We start from the raw sequence: 23,689 nt of genomic DNA, 5'->3' as shown, positions 1-23,689 counted from the left end.
ACGACGAACCCGGTCGGCACGTCGTCGGTCAGGCAGCGAAATCGCCTCCGTTCCCGGGGCGGGTATCGCTGATAAAAGCGTTACTGGTCCGACGTGACGACGCTTGGCGAGCCGAGGTTGGCCGACCTTACGCTGTTTTGCAGTTGCTGGGCTTCACCCGGCGTGTCGACCGGTCCCATCCGCACGCGATAGAGCGTCTGTTGATTGCGTGCGATCGAACTCACGAACACCGGCGCTCGGACCATCCCGCTCAATTTCGATCTCAGGAGTTCCGCAGCGTCCGGGTTGGCGAAGGCTCCCACTTGGAGAAACAGCCCAGACGCTTGTCCGGAAGCGTTTTTTTTTGCGTCGATCGGCACGGGCGTGACCGGAGCGGCGTGCTGCTGCGGCGGCGGCGTCCATTGCTCGATCGTGCCCGCAGATGCGGTGATCACCGGAGCGCCCGGTTGAGGCTGACGTGGCGGCGTGTTGCTCGCCACTTGCGGCTGATCCAGCATCAGCGGCGCCGGTTTGCCGCGCTGAGCCCAGTACTGAGAAGGATCGATACCTTCGACTTTTACACGGGCCGTGCCGGTTTCGGCATAACCGAGTTTCTTCGCCGCCGCGTAGGACAAGTCGATGATGCGATCGGAATAGAACGGGCCGCGATCGTTGACCCGCAGGATCACCGTGCGGTTGTTGTCCAGATTGGTCACGCGAACGTAGCTGGGCAGCGGCAGCGTCTTGTGCGCCGCGCTCATGCCGTACAGGTCATAGACCTCGCCGTTGGCGGTGTTCTGGCCGTGGAATTTGGTGCCGTACCAGGACGCCGTTCCCGTCTGGGAATAGGTCTTGGAATCGCTGAGCGGGAAATAGGTCTTGCCCAGCACGGTGTACGGGTTGGCTTTGTACGGGCCGGTGTGCAGGGTCGGAATGGCGTCGGGGATGCGCGAAACGTCAACGTCCCACCAGGGCGCGCCGTCTTTGTGCGCCCTATTGATGTCCAGCCCCGGCTGCGCGCGGATCACGTTGCCCTGCTGCCGCTGCGTCGAGGTCGTCGGGCGGCTGGTTGAGCAACTGACGATCAGCAAAGTCAGCGCCGTGAAGGCCATCAGTTTCAATGGTTGTTGCATCGGCAGTGACCGCATTACTTGACGTCCCGGGCTTGAACAAGCATTTCAGACAGCTGATGCACGGCCATGGCGTACATCACGCTGCGGTTGTATCGCGTGATTGCGTAAAAATTCTTTAAACCCATCCAGTATTCAGGGCCTTTGTCCCCATCGAGGCGAAACGCCGTGACCGGCATGTCGTCGCGCAGCGCATCATGACTCGCCCAGCCCAACGCTCGCAACTCCCCAACGTTTTTCACAGGATCAATGCCAGGGCTCAACCCCTCGTCGACACGGTCACCGCGCACGTCCGCGCGGCTCACAACCGGCTGGCCGGCCACCCAGCCGTGACGCTGGAAATAGCTGGCCACGCTGCCGATCGCATCATCCGGGTCGTTCCAGATATTGATGTGGCCGTCGCCGTCAAAATCCACGGCGTAGGCGCGAAAGCTGCTCGGCATGAACTGAGGCAGCCCCATGGCCCCGGCGTACGAGCCTTTGAGCGTCAGCGGGTCGACCTGCTGATCGCGGGACAGCAGCAGGAACTCACGCAGCTCCTTGCGGAAGAAATCAGCCCGCGGAGGATAGTCGAACGCCAGCGTCGATAACGCGTCCATCACCCGGTAATTACCGGTATTGCGGCCGAAAAACGTTTCTACCCCGATAATCGAAACGATCACCTGGGCCGGTACGCCGTACTCTTGCTCGGCGCGCGCCAGGGCGGCCTCGTGCTGACGCCAGAAGTCGACGCCCCGGGCAACGCGCGCGTCGGTGAGGAACATCGGTCGATAATCCTTCCACGGCTTGACGCGCTCGGCGGGCCTTGAAATGGCATCGAGAATCGCCTGCTTGCGCTGCACATCGCGGAACACATCTATCAGTTGCTCGCCCGCAAAACCATAATCGCGGGTCATTTCGCTGACGAAATGGGCGACTTGAGGAGAGCCGTCATAGTCACCGGCAAGTGATTCCTGCACTGAGCCGAAGATGCCCATCAGACCGACCAGCGGCGCATATCGAGCAGCCCAGCCACGCACTACTTGCATTGAGTTCTTCACCTTAATCAAACCTGAGCGATCCATTTGCGATGCGTGTGGATCGACATCAAAACACCAAACGCTGACAGCAGCGTCACCAGCGAAGTTCCGCCGTAGCTAATGAAGGGCAACGGCACGCCTACGACCGGCAGCAGACCGCTGACCATACCGATATTGACGAAAACGTAAACAAAAAAGGTCATGGTCAGGCTGCCCGCGAGCAGCTTGCCGTAGAGCGTCTGTGCCTGGGCAGTGATGACCAGCCCACGGCCGATCAGTAACAGGTAGATCAGCAGCAGCGCGCAGATTCCCACGAGTCCGAATTCCTCACCGAGCACCGCAATAATGAAGTCGGTGTGGCTTTCCGGCAGAAAGTCCAGGTGCGACTGCGTGCCCATCAGCCAGCCTTTGCCGAACACGCCGCCCGAACCGATCGCCGCCTTGGACTGAATGATATTCCAGCCGGTGCCGAGCGGATCGCTCTCCGGGTCGAGGAAGGTCAGGATCCGCTGCTTCTGGTAGTCGTGCATGAAGAAGAACCACATGCCGACCGCCACCGGGACCGCTGCCGCCACCACGCTGATGATCCAGCGCCAGCGCAGGCCGGCCATGAACAGTACGAAGGTGCCGGACGCCAGAATCAGTAGCGAGGTGCCGAGGTCCGGCTGACGCACGATCAGAATGAACGGCAGACCAATCAGCCCGAGGCTCACCGCCACATGCTTGAGGTGCGGCGGCAGCGTGCGCTTGGACAGGTACCAGGCGATGGTCGCCGGCATGATGATCTTCATGAATTCCGAGGGCTGAAAGCGGATAACCCCGGGAATGTTGATCCAGCGCGTGGCGCCCATGGCGTTGTGACCCATGACGTCCACCGCCACCAGCAGCAAAACGCCGATCACGTAGGCGGCGGGCACCCAGCGGGCCATGAATCGGGGTTCGAGCTGGGCGATGACGAACATCGACACCAGGCCGATGCCGAAGGAGGTCGCTTGTTTGATCAGCAGGTCCCAGCTCTTGCCGCTGGCTGAATACAGCACGAACAGACTGCCCGCTGCCAGCGTCAGCAGCAGGATCAGCAATGGGCCGTCGACGTGAATTTTCTGCAGGAACGTGGCGCGACGGCGCATCACATCTTCGCTGGACAGGATGCGGTCGAAATTACTCTTCACGGGCCGCGGTCTCCGGAGGCTGTGCATTGCTGGCGTATTCGGGTTTCAGGTGGCCTTGGGGATCGAGCAGCCAGGCGTCCATGACCTGTCGCACCACCGGCGCGGCAACACCCGACCCGGACTCGCCGTTTTCAATCATCACCGCAACGACGATCTTCGGGCTGTCGGCCGGCGCGAAGCCGACGAACAAGGCGTGGTCGCGGTGGCGCTCCTGGACTTTCGAGCGGTCGTACTTTTCACCCTGCCGAATGGCGACGACCTGGGCTGTACCGCTCTTGCCAGCGATGCGGTACTGCGCACCAATCGCCGCCTTGCGCGCAGTGCCGCGGGCGCCGTGCATGACTTGCTGCATGCCGTGGTTGACCTTGCCCCAGTCAGAGGGGTCGCGCAGGACAATGTCCGGCATCGGATTTTCGTCCACCGGCTTCTGCCCTTCGACGGTCTTGGCCAGGTGCGGACGGTTCCACTTGCCCTTGTTCGCCACCAGGGCGGTGGCCTGGGCCAACTGCAGCGGGGTGGCCTGCATGTAGCCCTGACCGATCCCCAGAATCAGTGTTTCGCCCGGGAACCACGCCTGACGCCGGGTGACGCGCTTCCAGTCACGAGACGGCATCAGGCCGGGGGATTCTTCGAACATGTCCAGCGAGACTTTCTGGCCGATGCCGAACTTGTTCAGGTACGCCGACAGCCGATCGATCCCGACCTTGTGGGCCAGATCGTAAAAGTAGGTGTCGTTGGAGCGCATGATCGCCGTGTCCAGATCCACCCAGCCGTCGCCGGTGCGGTTCCAGTTACGGTACTTGTGATCGTAGTTCGGCAGCATGTAATAGCCGGGGTCGAAGACCCGCGTACTCGCCGTAATCACGCCAGTGTCGAGACCGGCAATCGCCACGGCGGGCTTGATGGTCGAACCCGGTGGATACAAGCCCCGCAGGATACGGTTGAACAGCGGGCGGTCGACCGAATCGCGCAGCTCGGAGTAGGCCTTGAAGCTGATGCCGGTGACAAACAGGTTCGGATCGAAGCTCGGCTGGCTGACCATCGCCAGCACCTCGCCGGTGCTTGGGTCCAGCGCCACCACCGCTCCACGACGCCCGGCCAGCGCGGCCTCGGCGGCTTCCTGCAACTGGATGTCGAGGCTCAGGACGATGTCCTTGCCGGGCACCGGATCGGTCCGTTTGAGCACGCGCAGTACACGGCCGCGGGCGTTGGTTTCGACTTCTTCGTAGCCGACCTGACCGTGCAGCTCGGGTTCGTAAAAACGCTCGATACCGGTTTTGCCCATGTGATGGGTGCCGCTGTAATTCACCGGATCGAGGCTTTTCAGCTCTTTCTCGTTGATCCGGCCCATGTAACCCACCGAGTGCGCGAAGTGCTCGCCCTGGGGATAGTGGCGAACCAGCTGCGCCACCACTTCAACGCCCGGCAGGCGGAACTGATTAACGGCGATGCGGGCGATTTGCTCTTCAGTCAGCTCGAACAGGATGGGCACCGGTTCGAACGGCCGACGGCCCTGCTTCATGCGTTTTTCGAAGATGATCCGGTCGTCAGGCGTCAATTCAAGCACCTGGACGATTGTGTCCAGCACTTGCGTCCATTCGCCGGAACGTTCGCGGGTCATGCTCAGGCTGAAGCTTGGCCGGTTGTCGGCGATGACCACGCCGTTACGGTCGTAGATCAATCCGCGACTCGGCGGGATCGGCTGCACGTGAACGCGATTGTTCTCGGACAGCGTCGAGTGGTACTCGTACTGGATGACCTGCAGGAAATACAGCCGCGCGATCAGCACGCAGATCAGCACGACCACCGCGACTGCACCGACCACGACTCGGCTGCGCACCAGGCGTGCGTCCTTTTCGTGGTCTTTCAGGCGAATCGGCTGAGACATTTAGGGCAGGTTCACAGTGAAGGCAGCGGCGCTACTTGTGATAAGGGTGACCGGACAGCACGGTCCAGGCACGATAAATCTGCTCACCGATGAGGATGCGCACCAACGGGTGCGGCAACGTCAGCGGCGACAACGACCAACGCTGCTCGGCCCGGGCACAGACTTCCGGCGCCAGCCCTTCCGGACCGCCGACCATCAGGTTGACCGTGCGCGAATCCAGACGCCAGCGATCAAGCTCGCCCGCCAGCTGCTCGGTGCTCCATGGCTTGCCATGCACTTCAAGCGTGACGATCCGCTCGCCCGGCTGCACTTTCGCCAGCATGGCCTCGCCTTCCTGACGGATGAGGCGTGCCACGTCGGCGTTCTTGCCACGGGTGTTGAGCGGAATTTCCACCAGGTCCAGCGCCAGTTCGGATGGCAGACGCTTGGCATATTCATGCCAACCCTCTTCCACCCACTTGGGCATGCGGGAACCGACGGCGATCAGACGCAAACGCACGACGAAGCCTTAGGCCTGGTCTTTGTTCAGCTTGTCGAAATGCTCGTGAGCGTTTTCCGGGCTGTGGTGTGCAGCGCTGGCCGAACGGCTCTGCTCGGCACCGGCCCACAGACGCTCGAGGTCGTAAAACTGGCGAGCGGAGGCGGTCATCATGTGAACGATGGCGATGTCCAGGTCCAGCAGCACCCAGTCGCTGTCGCCCTTGCCTTCTTCGCCCAGCGGCTTGAGGCCCTGCTTTTTGACTTCTTCGCGGACCTTGTCGAGCATCGCGTTGATCTGGCGGTTTGAGGTACCGGTCGCGATGACCATGTAGTCGGTGATGCTTTGCTTGTCACGAACGTCCAGCACCTGAATATCCTGGGCTTTGACGTCTTCCAGGGCAGCCCTGATGACTTCGATGATTGGGTTTACAGCGCGTTTGTCAGTCATAAAAAACTCTTTCAACTCGTATGTTTGGGCGTTTCTTCGCGCACTTGGCTGCGTAGCAACACACCTTCAGTTCGACGCACGGTACAGCCCGTGCGTATCGATATAGGCCAGTACCGCGTCTGGCACCAGAAAACGTACCGACTTACCGCTGGCCAGCAGTTGACGGATCTGGGTGGCAGACACCGAAAGCGGCGTCTGCCAGACGAACGTAATCTTTCCGCCGGGCCCTTTAAGGGCCTTCGGATCACTGACGGCACGTCCCGCGAGCAGATTGCGCATCGCATCCGGGGACTCGCTGTCGGCGTCCGGGCGTTGCAGCACCACGATATGGCAGTGCTCCAGCAACTCTTCCCACCGATGCCAGGAAGGCAGCCCGCAAAAGGCGTCCCAACCCAGCAATAAAAATAGCTGGTCATCGGCCGCCAGTTCCGCGCGCAACGACTCCAGCGTGTCGATCGTGTACGACGGCTTGTCGCGCAACAGCTCGCGATCATCCACCGTCAATGGCGGCACGCCGGCGACCGCGCATCGGACCATCGCCAGACGGTCCTGCGCCGAAACGCTCGGCGTGTCGCGATGAGGCGGTCGGGCGCTGGGCGTCAGACGCAACTCATCGAGTTTCAGCTGCTCGGCGACTTCCAGTGCGCCACGCAAATGGCCAATGTGCACCGGGTCGAACGTGCCGCCGAGTATGCCAATGCGCCTGGCCACCCGCGCAGTGCTCAACGGAACTGCGACTGGATCGGCCACTGCCTGCGCGCCGCTGCCTGAGGGCTGACCGATGTCGGCCAAGTCAGGCCGGCCCCTGCCCGCGTAACTGTGTGCCATCGCCGACAACGATGTATTTCTCGCAGGTCAGGCCCTCAAGCCCCACGGGACCGCGCGCGTGAATCTTGTCGGTGGAAATGCCGATTTCCGCGCCCAGGCCATATTCGAAACCGTCGGCAAAGCTGGTGGGCGCGTTGACCATCACCGAACTCGAGTCGACTTCAGCCATGAAGCGGCGAGTCTGGGCTTGCGAGTCGGAGATGATGGCGTCGCTGTGATGCGAGCCGTAATGATTGATGTGTTCGATGGCCTGATCCAGACCGGTCACGATGCGGATCGAAAGGATCGGCGCAAGGTACTCGGTGTGCCAGTCTTCTTCGGTAGCCGGCAAGACGTCGATCAGGTCGCGGGTGCGCTCGCAACCGCGCAGTTCGACGCCTTTTTCGCGGAACTGGGCGGCCATGGGCGGCAGGAAATCTGCGGCAATGGTTTGGTCGACCAGCAGGGTTTCCATCGCGCCGCAGATGCCATAACGGTAGGTCTTGGCGTTGAAGCTGATGCGCTGGGCAGCGGCCAGGTCGGCGTGGGCACTGACGTAGACGTGGCAGATGCCGTCCAGGTGTTTGATGACCGGGACTCTGGCGTCGCGACTGACGCGTTCGATCAGGCCTTTGCCGCCACGGGGAACGATGACGTCCACGTACTCCGGCATGGTGATCAACGCACCCACGGCGGCGCGGTCGGTGGTTTCGACGACTTGCACGACGGCGGCAGGCAAGCCGGCTTCGTGGAGGCCGCGCTGGATGCAGGCGGCGATGGCGCGGTTGGAATGTATGGCTTCGGAGCCGCCACGCAGGATGGTGGCGTTACCGGATTTGAGGCAGAGGCTAGCGGCGTCGATGGTTACGTTGGGGCGCGACTCATAGATGATGCCGACGACCCCCAGTGGCACGCGCATTTTGCCGACCTGAATGCCGGAGGGCTGGAAGTTCATGTCGCGCAGGGTGCCGATGGGGTCAGGCAGGCTGGCGACCTGGCGCAGGCCGGCGATCATGCTGTCGATGCGGGCCGGGGTCAGGGAGAGGCGTTCGAGCAGAGCGGGTTCGAGTCCATTGGCGCGGCCGGCAGCGAGGTCTTGTTCGTTGGCGGCGGTCAGCTCGGCACGGGAAGCGTCCAGCGCGGCAGCGGTGGCTGCGAGGGCGCGGTTCTTCTGTGCGGTGCTGGCACGGCCGATCACGCGGGAGGCTTCGCGGGCGGCGCGACCCAGGCGGGTCATGTAGTCAAGAACGGACTCAGTCATGGTCTCGGATGGCTTGGCAAATGGGAAAGCGGCGGATTATAGCTGTCGGGCGTGCTGAACGACAGCGGCGACGGGCGGATGGTCGGAATAAGGGAGTTTTCTTCTTTTTAATGGTCCGCAGCGGTTGGGTGTATATCCGTTATCTCGGGTGCCGCAGATTATGGTTCCGCCCTTACGGCGGGTCACTTTTGGCAAGAGCGCCCCAAAAGTTACCAAAAACGCTTTGCTCCTGGTTGGGCCCGACTTCGTCGGGTTCCTTCACTCCGGTCTCGCTCCGTGGGCCCGCGCCGAACGGACATCCATGTCCTGACGGCGCTCTCGCCGCATCCATGCGGCTCGGCCCACTGCGCGAGACCTGCGTTCAGCCTGCACCCAAGTCGCGATTGGCGGTGTCTGGACGCTTCGTGTACGGAGATCAAAAGCACATCAAAAGCAGATCAAGGGCTTCCCGGCTGAAGCCGGTCCTACAGTCGAGGCGATTCCAGAGGGTGTACGCGGTGCTTTTAGTGGGACCGGCTTTAGCCGGGAAGGCGTCCGTGTGGGCGCTGACATTGGTAGGAGACTGATTTATGCACAACGCTTCACCGTAAATTAATCTGTCCCCGACTTCGCGGCCGCTCTCACCCATTCAGCTCCAATTAAGGCCGATGTTGATATGATCGCGGTCCATTCTCTGACTGCCGTTGTTTATGCCTGACCAATCGCCACGCGCTCTGCCGGACAGTTTTTTTAATCGCGATGCACAAACCCTCGCCCGGGATTTGCTCGGCAAGGTGATCCGTCACAAGGTCGGAGATTTGTGGTTGTCGGCGCGGATTATCGAGACGGAGGCGTATTACGTGGCTGAAAAGGGCAGTCATTCGTCCCTCGGCTATACGGAAAAACGTAAGGCTTTGTTTCTGGAAGGCGGGCACATTTATATGTATTACGCCCGCGGCGGTGATTCGCTGAACTTCAGTGCGGAGGGCCCGGGCAACGCCGTGTTGATCAAATCGGCCTATCCGTGGGTCGATGCGGTGTCCGATGAGAACGCCCTCGCCCGCATGCTGCTCAACAATCCCGACGCCAGCGGAAACGTGCGCACGCCCGAGCGACTGTGTGCCGGGCAGACGTTGCTGTGCAAAGCGCTGGGCCTGAAAGTGCCGATGTGGGATGCCAAGCGTTTTGATGAAGAACAGCTTTTTGTCGAGGACGTGGGTCAGCGGCCTCCGCGGATTATTCAAACGACGCGTCTCGGCATTCCCGCCGGACGCGACGAGCACCTGATGTACCGGTTCGTTGACGCCGCCTATGCCCGTTTCTGCACACGGAACCCGGTCAGACGCGGGCAAGTCGAAGGACGCGACTATATTTTCATCGAGCAAGGAAACTGAACCCATGGGCGCGTGGCTCGATAGCATCACCTCTTGGCTAAGCGCCAATCCCTCTTGGCTCGGTGCGGCGATTTTCATCGTCGCGTTCATCGAGTGCCTGGCCATCGCCGGCATCGTCGTCCCCGGCACCGTTGTGCTGTTCGCCATCGCCGCACTGGCTGGCAGCGGCATACTCCCGCTGAGTGAGGCGCTGCTGCTGGGGTTCCTCGGCGGGATACTGGGCGACCTGGTGTCGTACTTTCTGGGTCGACGGTTTCATCAGAGGATTCGTCAACTGCCGGGCCTGCGTAATCACCCGGAATGGATCGGCGGCGCCGAGACCTACTTCCAGCGCTACGGCATCGCCAGCCTGTTGGTCGGCCGCTTTATCGGACCGCTGCGCCCGATGCTGCCGATGGTGGCCGGGATGTGCGACATGCCGTTCGTGCGCTTTGCGGGCGTCAGCCTGATCGCCGCCGCCGGTTGGTCCGTGGCCTACATTCTGCCGGGCTGGGCGACCGGCGCTGCCATTCGGCTGCCGCTGCCGGAAAACTTCTGGCCCCAGGCTGCCGTGGTGGGCGGCGGGCTGGCGATCCTGCTGGGCATCAGCGTGCAGAGCAGCCTGCGGCAAAAGTCCTACGCGACCAAAGTTATCGCCCTGACATGCTTCGTGCTGCTGGCAAGTGTGTTTCTGGGTTGGCCATATCTGGCCGATTTCGATCAGGGCATCATGACCGTGGTCCAGGCCAGCCGAAGCGCTGCAGCGGAGAACTTCGTGGTCATGGTGACGGGCCTGGGGGATTTCCGGACTCAGTTCTGCGCGGCCGCCCTGCTGACCATCCTGCTCGTGGCCACGCGGCAATGGCGCCATGCGATCTTCGTGATAGGCACCACCCTTGGCGCGGCGCTGATCAATCAAAGCATGAAATACACCTTCGCCCGCGCACGACCGGAGGTACTGACCGAGGCCCTGGGGACTTACAGCATGCCGAGCGGGCATGCGTCTGCCTCGTTTGCGCTGTTCATGTCGCTGGCGGTGCTTGCCGGTCGGGGTCAACCCGTACGGCTGCGGCTGACGTGGCTGCTGCTGGGCGGGATTCCGGCGCTGGCGATCGCCATGTCACGGGTGTATCTGGGCGTGCATTGGCCAACGGATATCACGGCGGGAATGCTGCTGGCGTTTTTCACCTGTGCGGCGAGCCTTGCTTTCGTGCAGAACAAAAAGCCGCTGGAGGCCCTGCCGATCAAGGTGTGGTGGCTGGTGCTGCCGGCGATGGTGGCGCTGTTCGGCGGGTTCGGGCTGCACTCGTTCCCGCACGGTTTGATCCGCTATCAGTACTGAAGCAACTTAGGCGCGACCCGGTGGTTAACGATCCGGGCCGCGCCAACGCGATCAAAAACGCAATCAGGCCTGCATGTCGCCCTGCATCTCGTCGAGCAGGTCCTGAATCGCGTCGAGCCGCTGTTCAGCGTCTTCGATCTCCAGCAACTCGATCTTGTCTTCTTCAGTGAAAGGCAACAGGTAGGCCAGTTGATTGGCCAGCGAATGCTGACCGCTGGCGGTGAGCCCCATGTTCAGCGCGGCCACCATCGGGTGCTCGGCCAACGCGGCGAGTAACGCGACCAAATCGTCGTCCTCCTCCTGCAGCGGCTGTTCCTGAGGATCGTCGAGCCACTCGACATCGCCGACCAGCAGGTTATCGCGCTGGGTGCTGAAGTCCTTTACCCGAAAACGTCGGGCGCCCACCACGCGAATGCCGAGCAGGCCGTTGTCCTGCTTCTGGAAATCGGTGACCCGCGCTTCGCAGCCGATCATCGAAAAGCCATCCGGTACGTCGCCTGTCTCACTGCCTTCAGTGATGCAGACCACGCCAAAACCTTCGCCCTGCTTCATGCAGCGGCCAATCATGTCGAGGTAGCGCGCCTCGAAAATCTGCAGATCAAGCACGCAGCCCGGGAACAGCACGGCGTTCAGTGGAAACAGCGGCAACGACATAAACCCATCCTCAAGCAACCAGAGACACCGCCAACGGCAGGAACAAGGCCGTGGCGACACCCATCAAACTCATCGCCAGCGCCGCGAAGGCGCCGCATTCCTCACTTTCCTGCAGGGCAGCCGACGTACCCACCGCGTGGGCCGTCAGCCCCAGGGCCATGCCCCTGGCTTCCGGGCTATTAACCCCCGCCAGAGTCAGCAGACCGGGGCCGAATATGCCGCCGATCACCCCGGTTATCAACACAAACACCGCAGCCAGCGCCGCCACACCACCAATTTGCTCGGCCACCAGCATGGCGATCGGCGAGGTTACAGACTTGGGCGCCATGGTCATCAGGATCATGTGATCGGCGCCGAGCACCCAACCCAGCCCGACGCACAGCCCTGTCGCCAGCACGCCACCCACCACCAGCGTAGTCAATACCGGCCAGAACAGCTGCCGGATGCGCCGCAGATTCAGATAAAGCGGCACGGCCAGCGCGACCGTCGCCGGGCCCAACAGAATGCTGAGGATCTCGGTGCTTTTGCGGTACTCCACGTAGGACAGCCCGCAGCCCACCAGCACGCCAATGACCACCAGCATCGATATGAGCACCGGTTGCAAAAATACCCAGCGGGTTTTCTCGTAGCCGGCCAGCACCAGTTGATAGGCGCCCAATGTAATGGCGATGCCGAGCAAGGGATGATGAATCACCGAGAGCCAGGCGCCATGCCAGTCCAGACTCATGATGGCTCCCGGCGACTGGCCTGACGGTCGATGAGTTTCTGCATCAGCCAGCCGGCGAAGGTCAGCGAGACCATCAGGGAAATCACCAGCGAGCCGACGATCGCCCAGAAGTCCTCGGCGATCTGGTCGGCGTACACCATCACACCCACGGCGGGCGGCACCAACAGCAGCGGCAGGTATCGCAGCAGACTGCTGGCGGCCAGGCTGATGGGTTCGCTGACTTCGCCCCGGGTCATCAGGTAAATCATCAGCAGCACCAGCCCGATGATCGGGCCGGGCAGGATCGAGAGAAACAGGTGATTGAGCGCGGTTCCGATCAGTTGGAACAGCACAAGCCAGGTCAGGCCTCTTAGCAACATAGAAAACTCCAGCAGATTCGCGGCGACATTATAGGCACGCCACCCGCGCTGCCTATGGGGTGGTATTCGCCACTTGAGGGGACGTTGACCCGCGCAGGCGGGCGTGCTGATCTTCAATGCCAAGCAATAACAGCGCCGACGCCACCGCGCCGGTGAAGATCGCGCGCCAGAACAATCACCCACAAGGAGAGTAGCGATGCCCCACGTACCCGTTGCAGCACTCAAAAGCTATGAAGGCAAGGACCTGGGATGTTCCGACTGGCTGACCATCGATCAGGCGCGTATCAATCTGTTTGCTGAAGCGACCGGCGACTTTCAATTCATCCACGTCGATCCGGTCAAAGCAGCCCAAACCCCGTTCGGATCGACCATCGCCCATGGCTTTCTGTCGCTGTCGCTGATCCCCAAGCTGATGGAGTCCTTGATGGTGGTGCCCGAAGGCATGCAGATGGCGATCAACTACGGCCTGGACAGCGTGCGATTCATTCAGCCGGTAAAAGTGGATTCGCGCGTTCGTCTAAAAGTCACGCTGGCGCAGGTCACCGAAAAGAAGCCCGGCCAATGGCTGCTCAAAGCCACGGCAACGCTTGAAATCGAAGGCCAGGACAAGCCCGCGTTCGTGGCTGAACCGCTTTCGCTGTGCTTCGTATAACCCCCGCCGCCTCTTCATAAAGCTTCCGCAAACCGTCCCGAAACATGAAACAGTCGTAACAGACTGTTTCATGAGCGTTCCTCGCTGCGGCATACTCGCTGCGGCTGTGTGAGCGACTCGATACACGTACGCGATCAGATCACGCCGAAACATCTTTTTTTCGGGATTTACCATGCGCGCGTTTGCTCCTTTGGCCCTGACCTTCCTTCTTACCGCTTGCGGCGACGGCGAATCGCTGTTGCCCCCTGACGCTCGCCTGCCCGACGGCGGACGCTATCGCGGCGACGTGATCAACGGCGTGTTGCAGGGCAAAGGCCGGATCGATTACCCCAATGGCAGCTGGTACGCCGGGGAATTCAAGAGCGGGCAGTGGAACGGCCAGGGCGAGTGGCACGCCAGCAACGGTGACGTGTACCGCGGCGGTTTTCAGGACGGGCTTTTCCACGGTCAGGGCTCGCTGACGACCAGCGCTGGCAGCTACGTCGGCGGCTACAAGCTGGGGCGGCGCGACGGCGAAGGCACGCTGAAAGAGCACGGCATGAGTTATCGCGGCGAGTTCAAGGCCGATCTGTATGACGGCGCCGGTCATCTGGAACTGGACGACGGCAGCGAGTACCAGGGCCAGTTCGCCCACGGCAAACCCAATGGGGAAGGCCAGCGCAACGATTCGGCGGGCAACCAGTTCAGCGGCAAGTTTGTCGACGGCCAGCTTGAAGGCACGGGCAATTTCAACAGCGCCGATGGCGATCAGTACGTCGGCGGCTTCCATAACAACCAACTCAATGGTCGCGGTCGCTACGAAAACGCCGATGGCGATGTCTGGTCGGGGCAGTTCAAGGACGGCGCGTTCACGGGCAAGGGCGAGTTGATCGGCACCGACGGCACGCGCTATCAGGGCGAGTTCAAAAACTGGCGCTTCTCGGGCGCAGGCAGCCTAAAGCTGCCGGACGGGAGCATGTACATCGGGCAGTTCGAGAACGACAACTACCAAGGCAGCGGCGTGCTGACCACCGCGGACGGCGAAGTCCAGAGCGGCACGTGGTCCAACGGCCAGCGGGTGCGCGACGCCGCCGGCAAGCTGCTGCCGGATCCGCTGGAAATCGGCTTGCTCGCCCAGGGCGCCCTCGTCGAGAAAGCCCTCGCCGCCGTGCCCGCCTCCACGCCGGCCATCGAGCTCTACAGCCTCGTCGTCGGTGGTGATGGCAAACAGAGCGTTTTCCTGCGCGAGGCCGATTACGTCAACAAGCTGCTCGCGACGCGCTTCGGTGCGTTCGGCCAGATCACGCTGGTCAACCACCGCGACCACATGGGCGATCGCCCGCTGGCGACGCGCGAGACCATCAGCCGCGCCGTGCAAACGCTGGCCAAGCGCAGTGGCCCGGAAGATTTGATCTTCATTTACCTGACCAGCCACGGCACCCATGAACACGAGCTGGTGCTGGATCAGCCGCGTCTGGAGCTGTCCGACCTGCCCGCCAATGAAATGGCCGGCGTGCTGGCGCCGCTGAAGAATCGCGACAAGGTGGTGGTGATTTCCGCCTGCTATTCAGGCGGGTTCATTCCGGCGATCAAGGACGAGCGGACGATGGTGATCACTGCCTCACGTGAGGATAGGGTTTCCTTTGGCTGTTCCGAGGAGGCGGATTTCACCTACTTCGGCGAGGCGCTGTTCGGCAAGGCGCTGGTGGAAACCGACGATCTGGTGCAGGCGTTCAACGAAGCGCGCGACATCGTCGCCCAGCGCGAGACGGACGAAAGCTTCGAAGCCTCCGAGCCGCAGATGTGGGCGCCGAAAGGCGTGGTCGCCCATTGGCGGCAGTTGCGTAAAAGTCAGGCGGAGCGCGCGCTGAATACCGTTCGACGCTGAGGGATCAGGTGGAAACGCGGGGTCGAATGAACATTTCATGTGTTTTTGTGAAACCCTCCCGCTCCGCCCGCAGTCTGTTCCGGTACAGCGCCTATGCTTGTGGCGTATCAAGGGAGAAAGATCATGTACTTGACGCCTCAGCACATTTTGCTTGCCGGAGCTACCGGATTGACTGGCGAGCACTTGCTCGACCGCCTGCTCAACGAACCCACTGTCACCCGCGTTCTCGCCCCCAGCCGTCGTCCTCTGGCTGAACATCCGCGCCTGGAAAACCCCGTAGGCGATCTTCAAAGCTTGCTGCCCGCACTTGAAGGCCCCATCGACATCGCCTTCTGCTGCCTGGGCACCACCATTAAACAGGCTGGCTCGCAGGAGGCGTTCCGGGCCGTCGATCTGGACATGGTCGTGGCGTTCGGCAAACGTGCCCGCGAGTTGGGCGCGCGCCACCTGCTGGTGATCAGCGCCGTGAACGCCGATCCGCAATCGAGCATCTTTTACAGCCGCGTCAAAGGCGAGATGGAAGAAGCCCTGAAGCTTCAGGGCTGGCCGCAACTGACCATCGCCCAGCCGTCATTGTTGATTGGCGAGCGGCAGGATCAACGGTTCGTGGAGCAACTGGCCGCGCCGATTGCCAAGCTGATTCCCGGCAAATACGGCGGCATCGAAGCCTGCAACCTCGCCCGCGCGCTATGGCGTCTGGCGCTGGAAGAGCAGGACGGCGTGCGGGTGGTTGAGTCGGATGATTTGCGGCGGTTGGGGAAATAACGCTGATCGCGCGATCTTCCTGCATGCGCGGAATTGCTGCTGGAGAGAGCTTACTGTGGGAGTGAGATTGCTCGCGAAGAGGCCGAGACATCCGCTAAATCTTTAGCGCCTGAAACTCCGCCTTCGCGAGCAAGCTCGCTCCCACATGGAATGCGTTCAGCCCCGACACCGCATCACATTGTGGGAGTGAGCTTGCTCGCGGAGAGGCCATCACATCCGACGAATCTCCGACAGAACATAGACCGTTTTCGCGAGCAAGCTCGCTCCCACATGGATGCGTTCAGCCCCGACACCGCATCACATTGTGGGAGTGAGCTTGCTCACGAAGAGGCCATCACTGCCAATCAATCCGTCACAGCAGGTATCCGGTAGCGGAATTACATCCCGCCCGTAGCCTGAAACCCCACACCCAGCGCGGTCAAAATCGACAGCGGCAGCAGCAGCGTGTCGAGCAGCGCGCTGCCGGGCAGGTCGAGCATCGGGTATTTCGGCGCCTCGGTGCCGAAGCGATCCTTCTCGCAGCATCCGCCTTCGATGGCGTACAGATCCAGTCGCGTGCCGGCGTAAACCACCGGCGCGCCGGGCTGATTGGCATCAAGAGTACGCACGGTGGAGCAGCCCGTCGTCAGCAACAGGCCGAGGGCAATGACAACCAGCTTATTCATCAGCGCCAAAATGATGCTCGCCCCAACGCGGCAGCATGTCCTGCGGGACGTTGAGCAGATTAAGAATCCGCGCCACGACGAAATCCACCAGATCGTCGATCGTCTGCGGCTGGTGATAAAAACCAGGCGACGCCGGCAGAATCACCGCGCCCATGTTCGACAGCTTGAGCATGTTCTCCAGATGGATGCTGGAAAACGGGGCCTCGCGGGGCACCAGAATCAGCTGTCGACGCTCCTTCAACGTTACGTCTGCGGCACGCTCGATCAGGTTGTTGCAGGCGCCCGTGGCGATTGCCGACAAGGTGCCGGTCGAACACGGCACCACCACCATCGCACTCGGCGAGCCTGAACCGGACGCCACCGGCGACATCCAGTCTTCCTTGCCGTACACCCGAATCTGGCCTGCGGTCGCGCCGGTGTATTCGTTGAGAAACGCCTGCATCATCTGCGGTTTGGGCGGCAGATTGACGTCGGTTTCGGTGGCCATTACCAACTGCGCGGCTTTGGAAATGAGGAAATGCACTTCGCGGTCTTCGCGCACCAGGCAGTCCAGCAGGCGCAGGCCGTATTGCGCGCCGGACGCGCCGGTCATCGCCAGGGTGATGCGTTCCGGGCCGCTCATTGCAGCGCCTCGGCGAGTTTACCGTGCAGGCCGCCGAAGCCGCCGTTGCTCATGATCACCACGTGGGTGCCGGGCTCAGCCTGATTTTTCACAAGCTCGATGATGCCGTCGAGGCTGTCGCATACCAAAGAGGGAATGGTGCACTCCGCAGCGGTCGCCGCCAGATCCCAACCCAGGTTGGCCGGTGCATACCAGACCACCTGATCGGCCTGCACCACGCTTTCCGGCAGACCGTCGCGGTGGGCGCCGAGCTTCATGGAGTTGGAGCGGGGCTCGACGATGGCGATGATTGGCGCATCGCCGACCTTCTTGCGCAGACCGTCCAGCGTGGTGGCGATGGCGGTCGGGTGGTGGGCGAAGTCATCGTAAATGGTGATGCCGCGCACTTCGGCGACCTTTTCCATGCGCCGCTTCACGCTCTTGAACGCACTCAGCGCTTCGACGCCTTGCTGCGGCACGACGCCAACGTGGCGGGCGGCGGCGAGGGTGGCCAAGGCATTCGCCACGTTGTGCTGACCGGTCATGCCCCAGTCAACGACGCCTTGGACCGCACCTTCAAACAGCACTTCGAACCTCGAGCCGTCTTCGCTGAGCAGGTTCGCTTGCCATTGACCGCCCTCGCCCGTGGTTTGCACCGGCGTCCAGCAGCCCATTTGAATCACGCGCTCAAGCGCGGGCTCGGTGGTCGGGTGAATGACCAGGCCTTCGCTCGGGATGGTGCGCACGAGGTGGTGGAACTGACGTTCGATGGCCGGGAGATCCGGGAAGATGTCGGCGTGATCGAATTCCAGGTTATTGAGGATGGCGGTGCGCGGGCCGTAGTGGACGAACTTGGAGCGCTTGTCGAAGAAGGCGCTGTCGTATTCATCCGCCTCGACGACGAAAAACGGCGTATCGCCCAGGCGCGCCGAGACATCGAAGTTCTGCGGCACGCCACCGATCAGGAAGCCAGGGGCCATGCCAGCGTGTTCCAGCACCCAGGCGAGCATGCTGCTGGTGGTGGTTTTGCCATGGGTGCCTGCCACGGCGAGTACCCAGCGACCGCGAAGAACGTGATCGGCCAGCCATTGCGGCCCGGAAACATAGGGCAGGCCCTTGTTCAGGACATATTCGACCGCGGGATTGCCGCGCGACATGGCGTTGCCGACCACCACCAGATCCGGCGCCGGTTCGAGGTGCGAAGGGTCGTAACCCTGCATCAACTGAATGCCCTGCGCTTCGAGCTGCGTGCTCATCGGCGGGTAGACGTTGGCATCGGAGCCCGTGACTTTATGGCCCAGATCCTTGGCGAGCACCGCCAGCGAACCCATGAACGTGCCGCAGATACCCAGAATATGAATGTGCATGACCGACCTCTTAGAACATGGGCCGCAGGTTAGCGTAGAAGGCAGTGGATGCGCACGGGGGAATTGAGGGTGCTCGATCAGACTGGTTGAAGGGGACTGATTTATTTACAACGCTTCACCGTAAATTAATCTGTCCACGTTTCAGACAGTGCCCCCTGCGGTGTGACGCCTAGCGCCTTCCCGGCTAAAGCCGGTCCCACTAATTGACCGCGATCCCCCTGTAGAACCGGCTTCAGCCGGGAAGACGTCAGATCGCACACTGCAGAATTGATGGCGCGCACACCGGCCTCTTCCCGGCTGAAGCCGGTGCCACTAAGAGAACGCGTGCACACAGCAGAATTGATGGCGCGCACACTGACCTCTTCCCGGCTGAAGCCGGTTCTACAGGCTGACCGCGATCCCACTGACTCACCGCAACCCCCTGGTGGGACCGGCTTTAGCCGGGAAGGCGTCGGGCGTCACACCACAGAATTGCGAGCATTCACACCGGCTTCATCCACCCATGACCTCAGCGGTTGATCCCATGCTTGCGCAGTTTTCTGTACAGCGTATTCCGGCTCACCCCCAGCTCCCGAGCGGCGTGGGTCATGTGCCAGCGTTGGGTTTCCAGAGTAGCGATGAGCGCTTCGCGTTCGGCGTCTTCCAGCGGTGAATGGCAAACGTCGGGCTTGGTCTGCGCACTGCCCTGCCGAATCGCCACCGGCAGATCATCAAAACTAATCCGCCCTTCATCACACAGCGCCGCCAGCGTACGCAGCACGTTGCGCATCTGCCGCACGTTGCCGGGCCAGTTAAAGTCCAGCAGCGCCTGCCTGGCCTTCGCCTCAATGACAATCGAAAGCCCATCCGCCTCCTGCTCCAGCAGAAACGCCAGCAACTGAGCCTTATCACTCCGATCTCTCAATGGCGGCAAAGCGATTTCCAGGCCGTTAAGCCGATAAAACAGATCTTCGCGAAAGCTGCCGTCCTCCACCCGCTCCAGCAGATTCCGGTGGGTCGCGCTGATCAGTCGGACATCCACCGCTTGTGGCTCTCCGCCAATCGGCACTACCAACCGATCTTCCAGCACGCGCAATAACCGTGTCTGCAAGGCCACCGGCATGTCGCCGATCTCATCCAGAAACAACGTGCCGCCATCGGCCTGTTGCAACTTGCCGCGCATGCCTTCCTTGCGCGCGCCGGTAAAGCTGCCGCCGCGATAACCGAACAGCTCGCTCTCGATCAGGCTTTCCGGAATGGCCGCGCAGTTCAGCGCCACGAACGGCTTGGCGGAGCGTTGACTCGCCTGATGCACCGCCTTGGCAAACGCTTCCTTCCCAGAGCCGGTTTCGCCGTTGATCAGCAACGGCACGTCGCGCTCGAAAACCTTCAGCGCGCGACGGAAATCAGTTTGCAGCGACGCGTCGCCCAGGCAGATGTCGTTCGAAGGGAGCGGCACCGCCAACTTGCTGACCACCGGAGTAACAAGTCCCTTCAGCTCGGCACGGGATTGCCCACGCAGCACGGCGAAGAATCCACGCCCGTCACGGGTGCGCAGCGGCCAGCTGGCAGCGGCGTCCGGCGAAGCACGGCTCAGCAGTTCATCCAGCGAGCAGTCAAACAACGATTCCACGCCCTGCCCGACCAGTTCGTCACGGCTCAAGCCGAGCAGATTCAGCGCGCTCTGGTTCAGCGCACTCACGCGACCTTCGCCATCAAACGCCAGCAGCCCTTCGCTGAACAGACCAACCGCGCTGGCCTGAAGGTGAAAACGCAGCAGCCACTGGTCATTGAAATGGCGCAGGAAATAACTGCTTTCGATCATCTTCGCCGTCAGATTCACCAGCGCCATGGTGTGAAACTGGCTCTGCCGGGACACGTCGTGCCGAGCCGAAGAAACGTCCAGCACCGCAAGCAGATCGCCATGGGGATCGAACACCGGGCTCGCGGAACAGGTCAGCCCGGTGTGGCGGCCGCGAAAATGCTCGTCGCGATGGATCGTCACCGACTGACGCTCGACCAGGCAGGTGCCGATGCCGTTGGTGCCCTCTCGCGCCTCGCTCCAGTCGGCGCCCAGCCAGAGGCCCGCACGCTCGAAAATCCGCCGGTCCCCGGGCTCGGTCACGCAATTGAGGATGATCCCGCGGGCATCGGTCAGCAGCACCGCACTGCCGCCGGCAAGCTGACTGTGCAGGCTGTTCATCTCGTCGCCCGCGATGGTCAGGACCTGCTGCAACTGCTCGCGACTCTCCAGCACCCGCGCATGTTCAAGCACGGTAGGCGCCATGGCTTGCGCAGGATCGAGATGATAATCCTCCAGGCACCGCAACCATGAACGGGCAATGGAAGGGTCGGCGCCGGGGCCGTATTGATGGGGCGTTTTGCCTTGGGTAACGGTCAGCACTTGTTCGGCGTGGCGCGTCAGGTGATTGCTGTGCATTTTTATTCTTCATCCTGAGCCGGGGCTCTGCGGAGGATTTGCGACTCAGCATCCTCCTGGCCCGGATTCATTGCAATGCTGCGAAAGGCGGGGTCCGCCAAGCTGTCACGCAAAGGGTACAAAGTGTCACCCTTGCCGCCCCGCCGTTGATACACCACTCGGGCATGACCACAGGATTCATCGACAAACCCCCGATAAACCGGGGACCGGACGGCAGTGGCCCGCGCTTTGCTCTACGCTCTAGCCATGCGACCTAGTCATGCGCCGCAACGCGTTATCCCCAGACAATCACAAGAGCAAGGAGATATTCACCATGCGTTATGCCCACCCCGGTACTGAAGGCTCAATCGTTACCTTCAAGACCCAGTATGGCAACTACATCGGTGGCGAATTCGTGCCGCCGGTCAAAGGCCAATACTTCGAAAACATTTCGCCGATCACCGGCAAGCTGATCGCAGAATTCCCTCGCTCCACCGCCGAAGACATCGACAAAGCCCTCGACGCCGCCCATGCCGCGGCCGATGCGTGGGGTAAAACCTCGGTGCAGGAACGCTCGCTGACCCTGCTGAAAATCGCTGACCGCATCGAACAGAACCTGGAATTGCTGGCCGTCACCGAGACCTGGGACAACGGCAAAGCCGTGCGCGAAACCCTCAACGCGGACATCCCCCTCGCCGTCGATCACTTCCGTTATTTCGCCGGCGTGCTGCGTGCCCAGGAGGGCTCCGCTGCAGAGATCGACGGCAACACCGTGGCGTATCACATTCACGAGCCGCTGGGCGTGGTCGGGCAGATCATCCCCTGGAACTTCCCGCTGTTGATGGCCGCCTGGAAACTCGCGCCCGCCCTTGCCGCCGGTAACTGCATCGTGCTCAAGCCGGCCGAGCAAACGCCGCTGGGCATCACCGTGCTGATGGAGCTGATCGGCGATCTGCTGCCCAAAGGCGTGCTCAACGTTGTGCAGGGTTATGGCCGCGAGGCCGGTGAAGCGCTGGCCAGCAGCAAGCGTATTGCCAAGATCGCTTTCACCGGTTCGACGCCGGTGGGTTCACACATCATGAAACTGGCGGCTGACAGCATCATCCCGTCCACCGTGGAACTGGGCGGCAAGTCGCCGAACATTTTCTTCGAAGACATTATGCAGGCCGAGCCGGAGTTCATCGACAAAGCCGCTGAAGGCGTGGTGCTGGCGTTCTTCAACCAGGGCGAAGTCTGCACCTGCCCGTCCCGCTGCCTGGTTCAGGAGTCGATTTACCCGCAGTTCATGGAAGTGGTGATGAAGAAGGTGCTGAAGATCCAGCGCGGCGATCCGCTGGACACCGACACCATGGTCGGTGCGCAGGCGTCGCAGCAGCAGTTCGACAAGATTCTTTCGTACCTCGAAATTGCCCAGGGCGAAGGCGCCGAGCTGCTGACCGGCGGCAAGGTCGAGAAGCTCGAAGGCTCGCTGGCGACCGGTTATTACATCCAGCCGACGCTGCTGAAAGGCAACAACAAGATGCGCGTCTTCCAGGAAGAAATCTTCGGCCCGGTGGTCAGCGTGACCACCTTCAAGGACGAAGCGGAAGCCCTGGCCATCGCCAACGACACCGAGTTCGGCCTGGGTGCCGGCGTCTGGACCCGCGACATCAACCGCGCCTACCGCGTGGGCCGGGCGATCAAGGCCGGTCGCGTGTGGACCAACTGCTACCACCTGTACCCGGCCCATGCGGCGTTCGGCGGTTACAAGAAATCCGGCGTCGGCCGCGAAACCCACAAAGTTGCGCTCGAGCACTATCAGCAGACCAAGAACCTGCTGGTGAGCTACGACATCAATCCACTGGGCTTCTTTTGATTTAGCGTAATCGGGCGACAAGCAACGGCCTCTTCGGAGGCCGTTTTTGTGGGTAGCGATGGGCGTTCAATGGGACACGCCGCCGTCCGGACGCCGCAATGGTGAGCTAAAGACGCCACCCCTGTGGGAGTGAGCTTGCTCACGAAGACGGCATGTCGAGCGCCACATTGCGTTGCTTGCCTCTATAATGCCGCGCACATTTCCCCTCTTCGCCCCGCACGACCCGGATCGGGTCTCAAAACCAGGTGCCTACATGGATTTCAATCCGCTTGATCTGATTCTTCACCTTGACGTTTACCTCGACCTGCTTGTGACCCAATACGGCACCTGGGTTTACGCGATTCTGTTCATGGTGATCTTTTGCGAAACCGGCCTGGTGGTCATGCCTTTTCTGCCAGGCGATTCGCTGCTGTTCATCGCGGGCGCCGTGGCGGCTGGCGGCGGCATGGACCCGGTGTTGCTGGCGTGCCTGTTGATGGCAGCGGCGGTACTCGGCGACAGCACCAACTACATCGTCGGCCGCACCGCCGGCGACAAGCTGTTCAGCAACCCGAATTCGAAAATCTTCCGTCGCGATTACCTGACCAAAACCCAGGAATTCTACGGTCGCCACGGCGGCAAGACCGTCACCCTCGCGCGCTTCCTGCCAATCATCCGCACTTTCGCCCCGTTCGTGGCCGGTCTAGGCCGCATGCCTTACCTGCGCTTTCTCGGCTTCAGCGTGTTGGGCTCGGTGCTGTGGGTCGGCGGGCTAGTCACGCTGGGCTTCTTCTTCGGCAACATCCCGTTCATCAAGAAGAACCTGACGCTATTGGTGCTGGCGATCATCCTGATCTCGCTGCTGCCGATGATCATCGGCCTGATTCGCAGCCGCACAGGTCGCTCCGCCGAGGCGCGCTGA

General features: G+C 61.7%; 22 protein-coding genes. 7 read left to right on the top strand and 15 right to left on the bottom strand.

What is annotated here, in order from left to right; genetic code table 11:
* Positions 1–80: 80 nt before the first annotated feature.
* The 8 genes from AC3ISG_RS02835 to AC3ISG_RS02800 all read right to left on the bottom strand — a co-directional run bounded on the left by AC3ISG_RS02835 (position 81) and on the right by AC3ISG_RS02800 (position 8,184).
* The gene (locus AC3ISG_RS02835; RefSeq protein ID WP_122624005.1) at positions 81–1,127 is read right to left on the bottom strand and encodes a septal ring lytic transglycosylase RlpA family protein; all 1,047 of its coding nucleotides are present in this window, start codon (positions 1,125–1,127) and stop codon (positions 81–83) included.
* Entirely contained in the window at positions 1,127–2,137 is a 1,011-nt protein-coding gene (mltB, locus tag AC3ISG_RS02830) for a lytic murein transglycosylase B (RefSeq protein WP_489298460.1), read from the bottom strand. Before mltB ends, AC3ISG_RS02835 begins: the two co-directional genes overlap by 1 nt.
* Before the next feature lie 17 nt (positions 2,138–2,154).
* Complete coding sequence (gene rodA / locus AC3ISG_RS02825; protein ID WP_163022102.1) at positions 2,155–3,258, bottom strand: rod shape-determining protein RodA; 1,104 nt, start codon at positions 3,256–3,258, stop codon at positions 2,155–2,157.
* Positions 3,259–3,289: 31 nt separating this feature from the next.
* A complete protein-coding gene (gene mrdA / locus AC3ISG_RS02820) occupies positions 3,290–5,188 on the bottom strand; it encodes a penicillin-binding protein 2 (RefSeq protein ID WP_122536885.1) in 1,899 nt (632 codons plus the stop codon).
* Positions 5,189–5,219: 31 nt separating this feature from the next.
* Positions 5,220–5,687: a 23S rRNA (pseudouridine(1915)-N(3))-methyltransferase RlmH gene (rlmH, locus tag AC3ISG_RS02815; RefSeq protein ID WP_065988377.1), complete on the bottom strand. Its 468-nt coding sequence runs from the start codon at positions 5,685–5,687 to the stop codon at positions 5,220–5,222.
* 9 nt (positions 5,688–5,696) lie between these two features.
* Entirely contained in the window at positions 5,697–6,116 is a 420-nt protein-coding gene (gene rsfS, locus AC3ISG_RS02810) for a ribosome silencing factor (RefSeq protein ID WP_065988378.1), read from the bottom strand.
* A gap of 66 nt (positions 6,117–6,182) precedes the next feature.
* Positions 6,183–6,827, bottom strand: coding sequence for a nicotinate-nucleotide adenylyltransferase (gene nadD / locus AC3ISG_RS02805; protein ID WP_489299445.1), 645 nt, complete (start codon positions 6,825–6,827; stop codon positions 6,183–6,185).
* A gap of 82 nt (positions 6,828–6,909) precedes the next feature.
* Positions 6,910–8,184, bottom strand: a complete 1,275-nt coding sequence (locus AC3ISG_RS02800; RefSeq protein ID WP_489298459.1) for a glutamate-5-semialdehyde dehydrogenase — start codon at positions 8,182–8,184, stop codon at positions 6,910–6,912.
* A gap of 689 nt (positions 8,185–8,873) precedes the next feature.
* On the opposite strand from AC3ISG_RS02800, the gene AC3ISG_RS02795 reads away from it, so the two are divergent.
* Both AC3ISG_RS02795 and AC3ISG_RS02790 read left to right on the top strand, forming a co-directional pair.
* The gene (locus AC3ISG_RS02795; RefSeq protein ID WP_489298458.1) at positions 8,874–9,557 is read left to right on the top strand and encodes a DNA-3-methyladenine glycosylase; all 684 of its coding nucleotides are present in this window, start codon (positions 8,874–8,876) and stop codon (positions 9,555–9,557) included.
* A gap of 4 nt (positions 9,558–9,561) precedes the next feature.
* Positions 9,562–10,878 carry a bifunctional DedA family/phosphatase PAP2 family protein gene (locus AC3ISG_RS02790; RefSeq protein ID WP_122624003.1) on the top strand — a complete coding sequence of 439 codons (1,317 nt, stop codon included), beginning with the start codon at positions 9,562–9,564 and terminating at the stop codon, positions 10,876–10,878.
* Between the two features lie 63 nt (positions 10,879–10,941).
* On the opposite strand, the gene AC3ISG_RS02785 is transcribed toward AC3ISG_RS02790, so the two are convergent.
* The 3 genes from AC3ISG_RS02785 to AC3ISG_RS02775 are packed head-to-tail and all read right to left on the bottom strand — an operon-like array spanning position 10,942 to position 12,618.
* Positions 10,942–11,532 (bottom strand): LON peptidase substrate-binding domain-containing protein, encoded by a 591-nt coding sequence (locus tag AC3ISG_RS02785; RefSeq protein WP_122536881.1) that lies wholly within the window; start codon positions 11,530–11,532, stop codon positions 10,942–10,944.
* Between the two features lie 10 nt (positions 11,533–11,542).
* A complete protein-coding gene (locus AC3ISG_RS02780) occupies positions 11,543–12,253 on the bottom strand; it encodes an LrgB family protein (protein ID WP_489299444.1) in 711 nt (236 codons plus the stop codon).
* A gap of 2 nt (positions 12,254–12,255) precedes the next feature.
* The gene (locus AC3ISG_RS02775) at positions 12,256–12,618 is read right to left on the bottom strand and encodes a CidA/LrgA family protein (protein WP_108121576.1); all 363 of its coding nucleotides are present in this window, start codon (positions 12,616–12,618) and stop codon (positions 12,256–12,258) included.
* Between the two features lie 196 nt (positions 12,619–12,814).
* On the opposite strand from AC3ISG_RS02775, the gene AC3ISG_RS02770 reads away from it, so the two are divergent.
* From AC3ISG_RS02770 to AC3ISG_RS02760, 3 genes are all read left to right on the top strand, one after another.
* Entirely contained in the window at positions 12,815–13,270 is a 456-nt protein-coding gene (locus AC3ISG_RS02770) for a MaoC family dehydratase (RefSeq protein ID WP_122536879.1), read from the top strand.
* A 172-nt stretch (positions 13,271–13,442) separates the two neighbouring features.
* A complete protein-coding gene (locus AC3ISG_RS02765; protein ID WP_122624000.1) occupies positions 13,443–15,137 on the top strand; it encodes a C13 family peptidase in 1,695 nt (564 codons plus the stop codon).
* Positions 15,138–15,260: 123 nt separating this feature from the next.
* Complete coding sequence (locus AC3ISG_RS02760) at positions 15,261–15,902, top strand: oxidoreductase (RefSeq protein ID WP_122536877.1); 642 nt, start codon at positions 15,261–15,263, stop codon at positions 15,900–15,902.
* A gap of 377 nt (positions 15,903–16,279) precedes the next feature.
* Here the strand turns inward: AC3ISG_RS02760 and AC3ISG_RS02755 are convergent, their stop codons facing one another.
* The 4 genes from AC3ISG_RS02755 to AC3ISG_RS02740 all read right to left on the bottom strand — a co-directional run bounded on the left by AC3ISG_RS02755 (position 16,280) and on the right by AC3ISG_RS02740 (position 20,954).
* Entirely contained in the window at positions 16,280–16,567 is a 288-nt protein-coding gene (locus AC3ISG_RS02755) for a YceK/YidQ family lipoprotein (protein ID WP_122536988.1), read from the bottom strand.
* Positions 16,560–17,189: a flavin prenyltransferase UbiX gene (gene ubiX, locus AC3ISG_RS02750; protein ID WP_074892728.1), complete on the bottom strand. Its 630-nt coding sequence runs from the start codon at positions 17,187–17,189 to the stop codon at positions 16,560–16,562. The genes AC3ISG_RS02755 and ubiX overlap by 8 nt, the downstream gene beginning before the upstream one ends.
* Positions 17,186–18,535: a UDP-N-acetylmuramate:L-alanyl-gamma-D-glutamyl-meso-diaminopimelate ligase gene (mpl, locus tag AC3ISG_RS02745; RefSeq protein WP_122536876.1), complete on the bottom strand. Its 1,350-nt coding sequence runs from the start codon at positions 18,533–18,535 to the stop codon at positions 17,186–17,188. The genes ubiX and mpl overlap by 4 nt, the downstream gene beginning before the upstream one ends.
* A 508-nt stretch (positions 18,536–19,043) precedes the next feature.
* A complete protein-coding gene (locus AC3ISG_RS02740; RefSeq protein WP_489298457.1) occupies positions 19,044–20,954 on the bottom strand; it encodes a sigma-54-dependent Fis family transcriptional regulator in 1,911 nt (636 codons plus the stop codon).
* Between the two features lie 313 nt (positions 20,955–21,267).
* Between AC3ISG_RS02740 and exaC the strand changes: the two genes are divergently transcribed.
* Positions 21,268–22,788, top strand: a complete 1,521-nt coding sequence (gene exaC / locus AC3ISG_RS02735; RefSeq protein WP_065988391.1) for an acetaldehyde dehydrogenase ExaC — start codon at positions 21,268–21,270, stop codon at positions 22,786–22,788.
* A 253-nt stretch (positions 22,789–23,041) separates the two neighbouring features.
* Positions 23,042–23,689, top strand: coding sequence for a DedA family protein (locus AC3ISG_RS02730; RefSeq protein WP_489298456.1), 648 nt, complete (start codon positions 23,042–23,044; stop codon positions 23,687–23,689).

The organism is Pseudomonas sp. GL_135 (assembly GCF_057834665.1).
Note: the sequence above shows the minus strand (reverse complement) of the source record. Positions and strands in the feature narration are given on the sequence as shown.